This is a genomic window from Paenibacillus kobensis NBRC 15729 (genome assembly GCF_004000825.1).
In the GTDB taxonomy this organism is placed as follows: Bacteria; Bacillota; Bacilli; order Paenibacillales; family Paenibacillaceae; genus Paenibacillus_T; species Paenibacillus_T kobensis.
This window is the reverse complement of record NZ_BILZ01000046.1, coordinates 1-15,488: the sequence shown is the minus strand read 5'-3', so window position 1 is coordinate 15,488 and position 15,488 is coordinate 1. Positions and strand designations below refer to the sequence as shown.

At 52.5% G+C, this 15,488-nt stretch carries 11 protein-coding genes; all 11 read left to right on the top strand.

The features are described from left to right. The first annotated feature begins 26 nt into the window (after positions 1-26). Positions 27-320, top strand: a complete 294-nt coding sequence (locus tag PKO01S_RS21410) for an alpha/beta-type small acid-soluble spore protein (protein ID WP_127533478.1) — start codon at positions 27-29, stop codon at positions 318-320. 143 nt (positions 321-463) lie between these two features. Then, positions 464-1,666 carry a methionine adenosyltransferase gene (gene metK / locus PKO01S_RS21405; RefSeq protein ID WP_127533498.1) on the top strand — a complete coding sequence of 401 codons (1,203 nt, stop codon included), beginning with the start codon at positions 464-466 and terminating at the stop codon, positions 1,664-1,666. A gap of 127 nt (positions 1,667-1,793) precedes the next feature. After that, complete coding sequence (locus PKO01S_RS21400) at positions 1,794-6,182, top strand: Ig-like domain-containing protein (RefSeq protein ID WP_127533477.1); 4,389 nt, start codon at positions 1,794-1,796, stop codon at positions 6,180-6,182. A gap of 224 nt (positions 6,183-6,406) precedes the next feature. Next, positions 6,407-9,160, top strand: coding sequence for a stalk domain-containing protein (locus tag PKO01S_RS21395; protein WP_127533476.1), 2,754 nt, complete (start codon positions 6,407-6,409; stop codon positions 9,158-9,160). A gap of 138 nt (positions 9,161-9,298) precedes the next feature. Then, complete coding sequence (locus PKO01S_RS21390; protein WP_127533475.1) at positions 9,299-10,465, top strand: sensor histidine kinase; 1,167 nt, start codon at positions 9,299-9,301, stop codon at positions 10,463-10,465. A 7-nt stretch (positions 10,466-10,472) separates the two neighbouring features. Continuing rightward, a complete protein-coding gene (locus PKO01S_RS21385; RefSeq protein ID WP_127533474.1) occupies positions 10,473-11,201 on the top strand; it encodes a response regulator in 729 nt (242 codons plus the stop codon). 214 nt (positions 11,202-11,415) lie between these two features. After that, a complete protein-coding gene (locus tag PKO01S_RS21380; protein ID WP_127533473.1) occupies positions 11,416-11,928 on the top strand; it encodes an RNA polymerase sigma factor in 513 nt (170 codons plus the stop codon). Further along, positions 11,925-12,554, top strand: a complete 630-nt coding sequence (locus PKO01S_RS21375) for an anti-sigma factor (protein ID WP_127533472.1) — start codon at positions 11,925-11,927, stop codon at positions 12,552-12,554. The genes PKO01S_RS21380 and PKO01S_RS21375 overlap by 4 nt, the downstream gene beginning before the upstream one ends. Further along, on the top strand, positions 12,551-13,843 hold the full coding sequence (locus PKO01S_RS21370) for a hypothetical protein (RefSeq protein ID WP_127533471.1): 1,293 nt from the start codon (positions 12,551-12,553) through the stop codon (positions 13,841-13,843). Before PKO01S_RS21375 ends, PKO01S_RS21370 begins: the two co-directional genes overlap by 4 nt. 309 nt (positions 13,844-14,152) lie before the next feature. Beyond that, positions 14,153-14,596: a hypothetical protein gene (locus tag PKO01S_RS21365; protein ID WP_127533470.1), complete on the top strand. Its 444-nt coding sequence runs from the start codon at positions 14,153-14,155 to the stop codon at positions 14,594-14,596. A 259-nt stretch (positions 14,597-14,855) separates the two neighbouring features. Beyond that, the coding region (locus tag PKO01S_RS21360; RefSeq protein WP_164779703.1) for a hypothetical protein at positions 14,856-15,488 on the top strand (633 nt) is incomplete at its 3' end.

The following is a 15,488-nucleotide window of genomic DNA, read 5'->3' as shown; positions in this document are numbered from 1 at the left end:
ACATTTATAACGGAGGTGCTTTTATTATGGGTCGTTCGAATCAAAAGGTTGTGCCGCAAAGCCGACAAGCGATTAATCAAATGAAGTATGAGATCGCAGCGGAGCTAGGTCTCGTTCAGCATTCTGTGTCGTTACATGGCGAAGATACTGAATTTGCGAGCGAATTTGGCGGCAATGGAGGGGGCAGCGTAGTAGCGAATGGCTATATTCCATGGTCGCAGCTTGCGACTAGAGAAGCAGGGGCAGTCGGAGGTGCAATTACGCGCAGACTGGTTCAGCAAGCGGAGGCTGTATTGAATGGCTCCTCTTCGTTACATTGACAGGTAGTAGTCATTCCGGTATCATAATGTTTTAGAAGAGTTGCTTATGACAACCTTTTCCACCCGGAAAAGGTTCATTTTTTGTAGACACAACGTACTTATGCGTATAATAAAGTAAAGAAAGAGCTTAGGAGGTTAATGTGATGTCGTTGAAGGGCAGACATTTGTTTACTTCAGAATCGGTTACGGAAGGCCATCCGGACAAAATTTGCGATCAGATCTCTGACGCAGTGCTTGACGCATTCCTTGAAGTTGATCCGAACGCACGCGTAGCGTGCGAAGTTTCGGTTGCTACGGGGCTTGTACTTGTTATTGGTGAGATTAGCAGCAGCGCAGACTATGTTGATATTCCAGCGATCGTGCGCCGTACGATTAAGGATATTGGTTATACGCGCGCGAAGTATGGTTTCGACTCGAGCACTTGTGCCGTACTGACGTCGCTTAATGAGCAATCGGCAGATATCGCGCAAGGCGTTAACGCAGCACTTGAGTCGCGTGAAGGCAAAGACGTACAGCAAGAGAACGAAGATATCGGCGCTGGCGACCAAGGTCTAATGTTTGGTTTTGCAACGAACGAGACGCCAGAGCTCATGCCGCTTCCGATCGCGCTGTCACACCGTATTGCGCGCCGCTTGTCTGAAGTGCGCAAGAATGGCCAACTGGATTATCTCCGTCCGGACGGCAAGACGCAAGTTACGATCGAATACGTCGAAGGCAAACCGGTTCGCGTAGACACGATCGTCGTTTCGACGCAGCATGCGGAGGAAGTAACGCTGGAGCAAATTCAAGCGGACATCCGTGAGCATGTCATCAAGCCAGTCGTTCCAACGGAATGGCTCGATGAGCAAACGAAATATTTCATCAACCCGACGGGTCGTTTCGTTATCGGCGGACCGCAAGGCGACGCTGGTCTGACGGGCCGCAAGATTATCGTCGACACGTATGGCGGTTATGCTCGCCATGGCGGAGGCGCGTTCTCCGGCAAAGATCCAACGAAAGTCGACCGCTCGGCAGCTTATGCAGCTCGTTATGTTGCGAAGAACATCGTAGCAGCGGGTCTGGCTGATAAATGCGAAATTCAGCTTGCTTATGCAATCGGCGTAGCGCAGCCGGTATCGATCAACGTCGATACGTATGGTACGGGCAAAGTGAGCGAAGAGAAGCTTGTCGAAGTAATCAAGGCAAACTTTGATCTTCGCCCAGCCGGCATCATCAAGATGCTCGATCTTCGCCGTCCGATCTACGCTAGAACGGCAGCTTATGGCCACTTCGGCCGCACCGATATCGACCTTCCATGGGAGCGCGTCGACAAATCGGAGAAGCTCAAAGCCGATGCACTTGCTTAATTTATAGGACGAATCAAGACCGGAATCGCGAATCGCGATCCGGTCTTTTTTCATATCCAACCTAAACTTTACTCCCAATAATACCGACAAAATATATACGACTGTCTTGCTGGGGAGTGAATGATAATTGAAACGTAATCGTAGATTGATAGGAATGCTGCTTATTGCTGCACTCTTGCTGCAGACTGCCGGGATTTCCGCGTGGGCAGGTTTCACGGGCAAGGCGGAGGCGGCATCGAACGGCCCCGCTGTTGTAAGCACCTATCCAGGCAATGGTGAAACTGGTGTGCCTGGAAACGTGAACTTGAAAGTAACCTTCGACGAGCCGGTTGCGAAAGGTGCTGCCTCTTCGTACATCCATGTCAGACGGGTAGATACGAACGAAGAAGTGAATACGATCTCGGCAGCTTCTGCATATGTAACGATGGATGCGACAGGTTATGTAGCAAACATCAGTATGCCGAAGACATTAGGTGTGGGGATATCGTATTACATTAGAATCGATCAAGGTGCTTTCGTCAATGTATCGAATAACGCGAACTATGCGGGCTTAAGTGATGCTACCGCATGGCGGTTTAACGTTGCAGGTACCGATACAGCAGCTCCATATGCAACAGAGTTCATACCGGCTTCCGGAGCTTCCGATGTTTCGACAGCGGCATGGTTGAAAATTACATTCAACGAGCCAGTATACGCTGCAAGCGGTTATATTACATTGACCCGCTCGGGCGGCGACACGCAAACGATTGATGTAGGCGCCGCAACCGTAACCGGAAGCGGTACGAATGCGATCACAATTAATCCAGGCGTTTTGCAAGCATCGAGCACCTACACGGTTAGTGTGCCAGCTGGGACGTTCAAGGATGGGGCAGGCAACAGCTATACAGGAAGCGGATATTGGAGCTTTACAACTACTGCCGCACCGATGACTGTAAATAAAATTCCTGCCAACAATTCGGTTGGAGTAAACCGTACAGATGCATTGTCATTGACGGTTGTAGGTGCAACATCCTTGTCGCGCGGCTCGGGCAACATAACGATTAAACGTATCGGGGACAACAGCGTCTTCCAACAGATCGATGTGAACTCGGGATATGTATCGATTGCAGGCAATGTCGTTTCAATCGGGCACAGCGAGTTTGAACCGAATAACAGCTATTATGTATTAATTGATCCGGGTATCTTCAAGAATGACAACAATATAGGCTATCAAGGAATCGTATCTGCATCGGATTGGACGTTCTCGACGGCAATGGCAGTCGACACAACGAGACCTGTCGTTAATGAATTGTCTCCGGGTAACGGCAGCAACGTGGCGTCGGAATCAGCGAGTCTCGTCATGACATTCAACGAGTCAGTATATCCGGGCGGCGGTACGATAACGATCAAGAATAGTCTGACGAACGCGGTATTCCAGTCCATTCCGGTCACATCGCCAAGTGTGAAGGGCGGAGGGACGAACAAAATTACGATTGACCATTCGGCATTCGTAGCGAACACGTCCTACTATGTCCAAATTAGTGAGCAAGCATTCCGTGATATGGCGGGCAACTATTATAACGGAATATCGAATGCTACGGATTGGTCGTTCCGTGTATCGAGTGATACGACACCTCCGGTCATTAGTACGCTAACGCCGGCCAACGGGACGAACAGTGTCGGCGTGCAAGCGCCGATCTTCATCATGTTTAACGAGCCGGTACGTGTCGCGCAGCCTGCGGGCAGTGTCATGATCCGCAAAACTGGCACACAGTCAACTGCAATTGAGGCAACCATAGCAGTGGATGCAACGGATTCACGCAAAGTAATAATTACGCCCCAAGTATCGCTCGCTTCGTCGGCGAGCTATTACGTTGAAATTAGCAACAACGCAATTGTGGATCTTGCGGGCAATCGGTTCGCCGGCATTCAAAATCAAGTGCAATGGGCGTTCAGCACGATTGGAACGGATAAAACGGCACCAACGCTGACAAATGCAACGATGTCCGGATCTTCCACAATCGTGTTGACGTATAACGAGCAGCTCGATCCGAACGTCGTGCCGCAGCCGGGCAGCTTTTATGTTACGGTGAATGGCGAGGCACGCGCAGTTATTGCGACAGCCGTGTCGGGGACGACAGTTTCACTCACGTTAATTAACGGGGTATTGTTCGGACAAACCGTCACTTTGACTTATGCGAAAGGTGATAAGGCGATTCAAGATTTGTCCGGCAATACGGCAGTGAATCTTACGTCGCGCTCAATTACGAACACGTTGGATACGACATTACCGAAGCCGGTTAGCGGAACGGTGAACGGCAACAGCGTCATTCTGAACTTTAATCAGACGATGGCTGAACCGAATACGTATGCCACGAGTCAGTTCACGGTCAAACTGAACGGCTATGCGACTTATGTATCCGAAGTCCACACAGGAGGTAACTACCTTTATTTCACATTAGGGACGACTGTAACTGAAGGTACGGCTGTATCGATCAGCTATTCGCAAGGCTCCTATCCGGTCGTGGATTCTAATGGCAACGCGCTTCAAGCGTTCATCGATTTCTATCTGAAGAATGCGTCCGATAAGACGGCCCCGGTCGTCCAGTCGGCGTCCGTTAGCGGCAGCAAGTTGACGCTGACATACAATGAAGGATTGGATACGACAGCGATTCCGGGCAAAGCATCCTATTCTGTAGTCGTAAATGGACAAGCAAGAACGGTCACGGCAGTTGAGCTAGTGAACAATCAGGTGGTATTGACGTTGTCTGCTTCGGTTGTGAGCACCGCGACGGTCCTTGTGTCCTATATTCCGGGCTCGAACAGCTTGCGTGATTTGAACGGCAATACAGCGGTTGGCTTCAGCGGACTGCAAGCTTCCGTGAATGGCACGTCGGGGGGCGGTACTACATCGGGCACAAGACAGGCGATAATCAATGGTTCCTCGCTGACAATCGTATTCGGTGAAACGCTAAACACGTCTTATGTTCCGAAAGTGAGCCAGTTCTCGGTCAAAATCAACGGAACGTCGGCACCAGTCGCATCCGTATCGGTAAGTACTTCGGAAGTCGTTCTGACGCTTTATACGGCTATTACATCGACGAATTCAGTGACGATTGGCTATACGTCCGATTCAGGCGGGCTTCGTAATTCGTCCGGCGTTCTGATGGGGTCGTTCAGCAATCTGTCTGTCATTAATGTGACTCCATCGGGCACGGGTACCAACACTGGATCATCTGGCGGGACGGCAAACGGCAACTTTGAAGCGACGCCGGAAGGAGCAATCATCCTTCAATCGGCTCATTACACAGTCACTTCATCTACTTCGCCAGGCGGACAATCGGCGAACATGTATACCGTTATTGAAGAGAGCTTGAATAATGGCTTCAAGGCGGCGCGTGCGATAAGAGCGGATTCGCCGAAAGTGCTGCTGAGCATTCCGGCTACGGAGAAGGCGGGATTGGCGTCCATTCCGCTGCAAGCGCTGGAAAATGCCAAAAATGTTGGCGGATCTCCTGTAATCATCATCAAGTACGGCGAAATCACGTATGAGATTCCGTGCTCGGGGCTTGATTACAATCAGATTATGAAGATACTGAACGTTGGCGGAACGACGGGCTATCTCGTCATCAAGATTGATCAATCAGCTCCGAATCTGACCGCGAGCCTGACAAGTGCGCTGAATCGTTCCGGTGTCGTTACGTTTGTAAGCCCAATACACATTGAGGCGAATGTAATGGTTGCTGGTGTAGCGAAAGAGCTGCCGTCATTCAGCAAGTACGTGACCGTCAGCGTGAATACGACGACTACGATGACGGCGCGCCAGACAGCTGTCGTATGGGTCGATCCGGCAACGAATGTGCTGTCGTATGTGCCGACGAAAGTAGCGGCGAACGGCAACACCGGATCTAAAGTTTCGTTCATGCGCAAAGGAAACGGCGATTTCGCTGTCATCAAAGGAAACGTCAGCTACAGCGACCTTGGCACGCACTGGGCAAGCAACAGCATTCTGCTGCTTGCGAACAAGTTCATCGTTGAAGGCCGCACGACGACGAAGTACGAACCGAATAAACCAATCACGCGCGGCGAATTCGCCATGTTTATTGCACGCGGACTTGGCTTGTCCGGTGACAAGACTGCAGCCGGAGCCTACTCCGATCTGAATACGAGTACGGCGCTTGCCGCTTATATCGGCGCTGTATCGAAGGCAGGCATCGTGACGGGCAATTCGGATGGCACGTTCAAGCCGAACAGCTTTATTACCCGCCAAGAAGCGGCTGCAATGTTGAATCGCGCTGCTACTTATGCAGGCGCAACGGTCTCGCTGCCGCAGTCGGTCGATACGTACTTGCAACGCTTCAAGGACCGCAAACAAATCGGCACATGGGCGAAGCAAGATGTTGCGAAGTCGGTCTATACGGGCTTCATGACAGGTGTTACATCGACGACGTTCGTACCGCAAGCGAATACGACGCGCGCGGAAGCGGCGATCATGATTCAACGCATGCTGACCTACGTCGGATTCTTGCAATCCTAATCGGTTGTCTCTCTGAACGAACTTCAAGACTATCTCCTGGACATGCTGCATTAGTGGCATCGATGGGAGATAGTCTTTTTTTAGTCATTCTTTATACAAACATCGATAGAGGTTTTCTAATATTGGGTAATAGGATGATAGAGTTATTCTATCACCTGTAACTTTTTATCGAGCCGGCAGTCTATAATGAAGTAGAGTTCTAGGATGGGAGAGTTGAAATCAAGATGAGATCCAGCAACAACGAGAATCGTCAGACGAATAATAGAGGAGCTTCCAAGCTCATTATTGTTACATTGGGAGGGGCGCTGCTGCTGCAGACGCTCCAATTCGGAACGCCAGCTGTTTACGCGGAAACGGTGCAAGCCCAGCAATCGCAAGCGGCGTCGACGTCCGGAACGGCGGCGGCCGTTATTCAAGCAGCCAACGCGAAGCTTACTTTGCAGAAGCAGAACATGATCGCATCAGGCGTTAACCGGCTGGACTACGAGTGGACGCCTTCGACGGGCAGCGGGACGGTTAACCTGCATGTGATCGAGGTTGATCTAACGAACCCTTATGTTCAATTGAACGCGATCAGCGGTAAAAATAATACGGTAACCAACTTAAACAACGTATTGAATATGGCAAAGGAAACTGGCGCAGTAGCCGCAATTAACGGTGACGTATTCCAGACGGGCAGCGGTACGGAGCACTCGCCGATGGGCCCGCAAATTACGAGCGGCACGATGATGTCGGGACCGATGGAACTGAAGGGCATGTATGCCTTTGGACTAACCAAGGATAAAGTGCCGTCGATTGATTTGTACAGCTTTGACGGCTTGGTGACGGCGGCGGACGGTACGACATTCCCGATCAGGGGGATGAACGAATCGGCTTACCGTACAGAGCCGGATAAAGGCTATAGCCATACGAACTCGATTTACGTATATACAAGCGCTTGGACAGCGGCTACGCGTCCGCAGGACAGCAGCTCCACGCCAACGGAGGTGCTCGTGCAGGGCGGCATCGTTCAGCAGATTGTCGATGACGGTACCACGCTGCCGATGCAGCCGCCGGCAGACGGGTATATTCTGCGTGCACATGGAACAGGTGCGAAATTCATCCGCGAGCATCTGCAGGTTGGCTCGCCGGTTACGAGCGATTACAGCCTCGTCTCGCAGACGACTGGCGCTAAGACGGACGCAGCTTCATTCCAAATGATGGTCGGCGGCCATACGATTCTCGTCGATCAAGGCAAGGCGGCAACGTTCTCCCGCGATATTAGCGGCGTAAGCGGCGCAAGTGCCGTGTACCGGACGGCAGTCGGGTATACGAAGGATTCGAAGAAGGTGCTCATTCTGACGGCTGAAGGAACGTCTACGCGCAACGGCATGTCGTTGAAGGAGCTGCAGGAGTCCATGGTTGCGCTAGGCGTCTGGAAAGGCGTGGACATGGACGGCGGCGGCTCAACGACGATGGTGGAGCGTCCTCTTGGCGAATTTGACTTGAAAACGGCTCATCCGACAACGGGCGGCACTTACCTGCGTCCGGTAGCCAACGGCATTGGCGTATTCAGCACGGCTCCACAGGGCAAGCTGGCTGGATTGCTTCCGGGCGGCCCAACCGTTCTGTTCATTGGCCAGTCCGTACCTTACTCGGTGAAGGCATATGACAGCTACTATAATCCAGTCGACGCTTCGACTCTGCAGGCGCAGTGGAAAACGGATGGCTCGCTGGGCATGTTCACGGGAAGCTCTTTGACGGCGCTGAAGTCTGGATCCGGCAAAGTGCAGGTGACAGCGGCAGGCGTAACTGGCGAGCAAGGGGTAACGGTCATCGGCGCCGATCAAATTGCGAGCATGTCAATCGATGCATCGGGCGCGACGTTAGACCCAGGTGCCAAAATTACTGCATCGTTAAAAATTACGACAAAAGACGGACATAATTATACAATTCCTTCCGAATTGGTTAAGTGGGAGTATAAAGGATTCACTGCTGAAGCGGGCAACGGCGGTTTCACGGTTAAGAGCGTGAGCGACAATGCGGCTGCCGGATATGCCATTGCCCGGTATGACGGGTTCCCGGCTATGCTGACGCTGACGAAAGGCTCTGCGGCGACGATGTGGGAGACGTTCGAGAAAGTCGGCTACGGCATTACGTTCCAAGGAACGGAAGGCGCGTCAGGCAGCGTTGTGGTTGTTACCGGACTTGAAGGCAAGGCAGCGTCCTCTCAGGGGCTGCAACTGACGTATGATTTCACAAGCGGCATCGGTTCGGGCAAGACGCTGGCTGCTTATGCGGCGCTTGGCGACAGCGGCAGACCGGTAAGCGGAACGCCGACCGGCCTCAAGCTTGACGTATACGGCGACCAGAGCTTTAACTGGCTCCGTATGGAGGTGAAAGACGCCAACGGCAAGCTAAGCTATATCGATCTGGCCAAATCGATTGATTGGACCGGATGGAAAACGTTGACGGTCGATCTGACCAGTTATGGCCTCACATCGCCAGTTACGGTTAAGCGGTTGTACGTCGCCAATATCGCGCAGGGACAGGATGAGCGGGCGGTTCAAGGTTCCGTAATCATCGATGATATGACGATGCTGTACCCGCCGGCTGTACCGGAGACGGTACGTCCAGCGATCAAGTTGACGATTAACAAAACGGCAGCAACAGTCAACGGGAATACGGTGAAACTGGATGCAGCGCCAATCGCGCTCAGCGGTGTAACGTACTTGCCGCTCCGGTTCATCGCGGACTCGATGGGGGCGCAAGTCGAATGGGATCAAGCGCAGAAGAAAGTGACGGTCATTCGCGGAAATACGATGCTGGAGCTGCGAATCGGCAGCACCGACCTGGTCGTTAACGGTGTGCGGCAGCCCGCGGCTGCGGAGCCGATTCTGCGCGGAGGCCGGACGCTAGTGCCGCTTCGCCTCATCTCGGAGCAGCTCGGATTGTCAGTAGGCTGGGAGCAAACGACGAAGACGGTAACGATTAAGTAATGTCACGCATAGCACAAACGGGCCAACAATAGGTAAGAAGCACGATTGCCACGGCAAGGGAATATATGGTTTTCTAGGAGGGGGGCAGATTTGCTATAATAGAGCTAGCCCTCCTACATAGAAAGGACCCCGGTGCGGATGGATAATCGAATACACGATATTAATAACGTAATTAGCAATGCGATACGAGTCATGGAAGACTCGAAGGTTCAGATATTCGAAATATGCGAATCCGCGCGCCAGGAGCTTCAAGCATTGGAGCTCGAACTGGACACCGTAATACAGGAGACGGGCGAAGTCATCGATAAGGCCGACGAACTGGAAAACCAGTACCGGATGGCCCGTATTCGGCTGACGGAGGTTAGCCGCGATTTCGTGAAATTTAATGAACAAGACATTAAAAACGCCTATGATAAAGCAACACAGATCCAAGTCGAGAAAATGATGTATGCGGAAAAGGAACAGCAGCTCAAGGCACGCCGGGATGATCTGCAAAAACGGGTCCGGAATGTCGATATGTCTATTGAGAGAGCTCAAACGATCCATTCCCAAATTAACGTCGTGCTCGAATATTTGTCCGGCGACTTGAATCAAGTGACGCGGATATTGGAATCGGCCAAGAACAGACAGCTAATCGGGCTGAAGATTATTGTGGCTCAAGAGGAAGAACGCAAACGGATGGCCCGCGACATTCACGACGGTCCTGCTCAATCACTAGCGAATCTAGTGCTTAGGATGGAAATTGCAGAAAGAATGATCGTGAAGCAGGAATTTGAGATGGTGCAGCACGAATTAAAAGACTTGAAGGCACAGGTACGCTCTGGTCTGGAGGAAATCCGAAAAATTATTTTCAATCTGCGACCGATGGCATTGGACGACCTCGGATTAGTTCCGACGTTGCGGAAATACGTGCAGGACTTTGAAGAAAAAACACGGATTCGGACGAAATTCGAAACGATCGGGCGGGAAATCAGATTGCCTTCGGCAATGGAGGCAGGGATTTACCGACTAGTCCAGGAAGCGTTTACCAACGTGATCAAACATGCCAATGCAACGTATGTGTCCCTCGAAATGACGTATCAGGCGCAATTGGTGAAAATTCTCGTGGCGGATAACGGAGTCGGCTTCCAGGTGGAGTCGAGCGAACATTTGGCTGCGCAGCACCAAGGCTCCCATTTCGGATTGATCGGAATGAGGGAACGCGCCGAACTGTTGGAGGGGAGGCTGGAGATCGAATCGGCTAAGGATCAGGGAACGAAGATTTCGATCATCATTCCCGTAAACGCACAGGAGAGAAAGGAGTAAGATGACGATGGACCAGAAAGCAGCGGGCGAAAAACGCCGGATCAAGCTTCTCATTGCGGATGATCACCAGCTTTTCCGTGAAGGGCTGAAACGGATTCTAAATATGGAAGAGGATTTAGAAGTTATCGGAGAATGCCATAATGGAATTCAAGTGTTGGAGTTCTGTAATCATACGCAGCCCGAGATCGTTCTGATGGACATTAATATGCCGATCGAGAACGGCGTCGTGGCAACCGAGCGGCTCCGCGATATGTTCCCGGAAATTAAAGTCATTATTTTATCGATTCATGATGATGAGAGCTACGTGTTCGAGACGCTGCGCAAAGGCGCAACCGGCTACTTGCTGAAGGATATGGAGGCCGAGGCGCTCATTAACGCCATTCGTTCGGTTATGAACGGATACTCGTATATTCATCCGAAGGTAACGGGCAAGCTTATTAATCAGCTCCGCCGGATGACGTACCTCGATGAGATGGGAGCCGTATCCGCTGCAGCTGCAGGCAAGGAAGCGGGCGTGAAGTTCGTTGCAAGCGAGGATAATCCTCTTACCCGCCGCGAGGCCGAGGTACTGAGGCTTATGGCCGAAGGCAAGAGCAACAAGACGATCGGTGAATATTTGTTCATTAGCGAGAAGACGGTCAAAAACCACGTCAGCAGCATTTTGCAAAAGATGGAGGTCGACGACCGGACGCAGGCGGTTATTCATTCGATCAAGTTCGGCTGGGTGACTTTGTAACATAGGCACAGAGTATGAACGTACATGTAAGAGCTGTAAAGAGCCGTCAACGGGCAGGCAAGCTGTCCGGGGACGGCTTTTATTTGTATATGGGGCAAAAAAATGTTGCCGGCATGCAGAGGTTTTGCCGTCTCGTTCGTCTATTCAATGGAGAGGGGGGAGAGAGATTCGAGACGAGGACATTATTCGTGCTGTGCTTGAAGGAGAACAAGCGTTGTTCCGGCAGCTTGTCGAGCGGCATCGCCAGTCGATGTATGCAGCTGCATATGCGGTGCTACGCAATGAGGAACAGGCAGAGGATGCTGTGCAGGAGGCGTTCTTGCGTATCTATCTCTCTCTTCCTGATTGCAGATTAGATGGCATCCGGACGTGGATGACGCGCATAGCGGTTAACGCAGCGATTGATGAGCGCCGCCGGGAAAAGCGGCGGACTTCACTGAAGGAGCAAGCTGCGGCGGAAGCGGAAGGAGCTGCAGAGTGGATGGCGGCGCAGGCGGATGGACCGGAGGAGACGCTCATTCGCAAGGAACGGGATAGAAGGCTTCACGGCTTGATTGGGGAGATGAATGCGGGACAGCGCAATACGGTTCATGCTTACTATATCGAGGAACGAAGCCAGAGAGAGATCGCTTCGTCTCAACGGGTGGAATTGAAGACGGTGGAGTCCCGGTTGTACCGGGCCAGACAGTGGCTGCGGTCACAGTGGGAGAAAGGGGATGGCACATGACGCATCGCGATGAACAGCAATGGCGGGCATACCTGTTGGATGAGATGACGGATTCGGAGCGGGAGCAAGCAGAGGAGCATCTGTACGGTTGCGACATCTGTCTCGCGCGATGGGAGCATGTTTTGTCATCGCTTGATGAGGCGGTATTCCCGTTAATGAACCGGCTGCGTGCGGACAGCGTGACGAATGCCGTAATGGAAGCTGTAGTTGAGGTGCCTGTCTATTCATGCGGAGCAAACGAAGCTAAGCCGACGGGATCAGCAACCGGGCATGGCCAAGGCGGCACCAAGCCGGATGAAGGCAGACCTGGCGAATATGAGAGAAGATTAAAAAGCCGTGCAAGAGACGGTGAACGCAGGCGAGCTTTTCTGCATTACGCCATTGCAGTGTGCGTCACGTTGTTGCTGATGTCGACTGGCTTGTGGAAAGCGATCGATGCGGGAACTCCTGCATCCGCGGAGCAGCATCATGAATATAGAAACGGCGAAACGGCCCTGCAGCAATCGGACAAAGTGACCTATACGGAAAGAGTGATGAATCATACGGTCGGCTTGCTGGAGCAATGGACGGAGAAGGCTGCCGGAAGTGCAGCAGACAGTTCGAATGAGAAAGGGATGGGATCATGAATCCGATAGCGATTCTGTTGCTCGGGTTTATTCCGGGCGTTGGACATTATTTGATAGGCAGAAAAGGAAGAACGGTTGTATACCCACTGATCATTATTGGATTCATTGTGCTTGGAATCCTGATGGCAATGGAGTCGGGGGACGGGGACCCGTTTATCGTATGTATGCTGATCGGCTTCGGCATGTGGTGTGTACAGATGGCGGATCTTATGATCGGTTTATTCCGGTTCACTCGGGTTCCAGGTTTGGGAGTACACGGACAACAAGCACTGTATAACGGCCCGGGCAATTCGGCGGGATGGGCGGCAGGCGTTGGAGCGGGGACTGGCTTTAGCAACGGCCCCATGCCAGGGCATGGAGCTGGGGAAGGCACGGCTGCTTCGTGGGCCGGTTCTGGGGAGATGAACGGCGAACCGTCGTATGCAGGGGGCGCATTCGGTGGAGTGGGCGGCTGGTCCGGATATGCTGGCGGGCAGTCCTATGGAAACAGTGCGCAGCATGCGAATGAACGTTTTTATACGATATTGCTGTCATTCCTGCCGGGTCTAGGTCATCTCCAAATCGGACTGCTGCAGAGAGGGATGACGTTCATGGTCGGCTTCTTCGGCCTCTTCATGATGATCTTGTTCGTCAGCGTGCTGTCGCACCAATCGGGTTTCCTGGTCTTTCTGGGGGCGCTTCCGATCATATGGATTTACAGCATGTTCGATGCCGTAAGGATGCAGGGGCGCAAGCAAGCGGGCGAGATTCTGGAGGACCGGTCGGTGCTGGAGGATTGGGAGCGCCATCGTGAGAATGGCAAGCGCAGCCGCTGGGTCGCGATTCTATTGTCGATTCTGCCGGGAGCCGGCCATATGTATCTTGGCTTGCAGCGGAGAGGGTTCCAGCTGATGGCTGCTTTTTTCCTGGCCTTCTATTTGCTTGATACACTCCGGTTGTCGCTGTTCCTTATGTTTCTGCCGTTGCTCTGGTGCTACTCTTTGTTTGATGCGCTTCAGCAGGTATCACGTGCGGAAGCGGGCTATGAACCGCTAGTTGATAGACCGATCGTCGATGGGCTGATGAACCGCAAGCGTTGGGTAGGCGTCGGACTTTTGCTGCTGGGCGCTTATTATATATTTGATCAAGTAGGCGTGGATCTTATTCAAGATTATTACAACGACTTCTCCCTGACGTATGAAATTAAAAATTATGTCCAGACGGGACTGGTTTCGCTGGCGTTCATATTGGGCGGAGTGAAGCTTATGCTGGGCGGCAAGCGGAAGCAGACGGCTAGGGAAGAGATGTAGCGAACGAGCTGTCTTTGCCGAGGTTACGGTGACCGCAAGGATAGAGCAGTAGAGAAGGAATGAGTTAACGTTCGGCGAAGGCTATGCAAAGCAGTACCTGGAATATGGGGCGCCTAGATCATTCTAGGCGCTTCTGCTGCGAGATGGAGAGAGCATGAGCTTGCTTTAGCAAACATTCGATTTCGTACTTAGGAGCATGAGGATGAAGCGGCAAGGCCGATAGCGGCCTTATTCGGTGATTGTTGTCCAGTTCGCCCGTAACCGATGGGCAGTACGGCGCATATATTGTCGCATAAGGAGGTGGCCGAGATGGTTTCACTCATCGTGCTTGTGCTCGGCAGCTACGTGCTTGCGGCGTTGTCGGTGCACCTAATCCGTTATTATGGAATACGCAGAAATACGGGCCGTAGTCGGCATTATGTATTGTACGCGCGAAATAACGAGACGCGAATGGAATGGTTTATTCGTTCGATTCACTGGTTCTCCCATCGTTCTGGCACAGATGTCCGCATAACCGTCATCGATTGCGGCGCGTCGGAAGAAACGTTAGCGATCGTCGGCCGGTTCGCGGCCAAGGATGGCTGCCCCGTCGAAACTTCTTCTCCGGATAAATTCCGAATTGTCCGTTCCAGCTCGCATGAACGTGCAGGCGGTCATTATGCTCATGCGGGAGAGTCCATTATCCGTTCCGGGCATGCGGTATTCGTTGATTTGAACCGTCCGGAAGATCTTGCGAAGCTTCCGTTATTCTAAGTTGAGGATGATGAACGCGCTTGCTGCTTCGGCAGGATTGTTTTACAATGAATGGGAAAGCAGTTGCTATAGTTTATGATTAACGGGATGTGAAGCACACTCCTTACGCCAATTCGGCGGGGGAGTGTGCTTTTTGGCGTTTCAGGGACGAATTCAAGGATGGTTTCATGACGTGAATCGTTTGCGGCGTTAATGGCGGCGTTCACGGCATGCGATTCGGATGGATGAGTTCAACTGCTCTGAAGAGAGGGGCTAGCAGATGAGAGCGAGGTTGTATGTTATACACGAACGGGGAAAATGGGAGGTTCATTGGTCTATTGCGATTGAGGCTGATTTTGCTTATTGGCGAACCTTGCGGCAAGAGCGGAGAAGTCCAGCGGAGGGGAGAGAGGAGATTCACCTTTACCGAAGCGGGAAAGAGCGGGAGGCGAATGATGGAGGGAAAGGCAAAGGGCACAAAGTCGGCAGCGGGCAGGTTGGGGGAGGACGAGCGGGCAAAGAGAGTGAGGGAGGCGATACCGGTCCAATACTGTTGTGGCGGGATCCGCTTCCGCTCGGCATTGCGGCAGATGCTGCCGAGCGTTGGAGAATAGGAAGTAAGGGCGGCATTGTTGACCGGGATGACAAAGCTGTTCGGCTGCTTGTACGTTCCGTCGCTGCGGCCGCGAATAGTTCTCCGAACAAATCTTTGCAGGAATGTGTTGAAAGAGTGGATATGAACGGGTTCGAAGATTTGCCGGCAGTGGACGATGCCCTCGTGAACGCAGTGGCAATGCGGCTCAGCGGGCGAGCGGCACTGCTGAGCGAGGCGCAGGAGCTGCTCGCCGCCGGGCCGCCTGCCTGCCGGGCGGCGGCAGGCAGCTTGCGCGCGCTGTCCGCCGCGCTGCAGCTG

Bases quoted from the DNA above. Each gene is read 5' to 3' on its own strand.
- PKO01S_RS21395 (WP_127533476.1), top strand. From the start codon at position 6,407: ATGAGATCCAGCAACAACGAGAATCGTCAGACGAATAATAGAGGAGCT.
- PKO01S_RS21410 (WP_127533478.1), top strand. From the start codon at position 27: ATGGGTCGTTCGAATCAAAAGGTTGTGCCGCAAAGCCGACAAGCGATT.
- PKO01S_RS21370 (WP_127533471.1), top strand. From the start codon at position 12,551: ATGAATCCGATAGCGATTCTGTTGCTCGGGTTTATTCCGGGCGTTGGA.
- metK (WP_127533498.1), top strand. From the start codon at position 464: ATGTCGTTGAAGGGCAGACATTTGTTTACTTCAGAATCGGTTACGGAA.
- PKO01S_RS21385 (WP_127533474.1), top strand. From the start codon at position 10,473: ATGGACCAGAAAGCAGCGGGCGAAAAACGCCGGATCAAGCTTCTCATT.
- PKO01S_RS21390 (WP_127533475.1), top strand. From the start codon at position 9,299: ATGGATAATCGAATACACGATATTAATAACGTAATTAGCAATGCGATA.
- PKO01S_RS21365 (WP_127533470.1), top strand. From the start codon at position 14,153: ATGGTTTCACTCATCGTGCTTGTGCTCGGCAGCTACGTGCTTGCGGCG.
- PKO01S_RS21375 (WP_127533472.1), top strand. From the start codon at position 11,925: ATGACGCATCGCGATGAACAGCAATGGCGGGCATACCTGTTGGATGAG.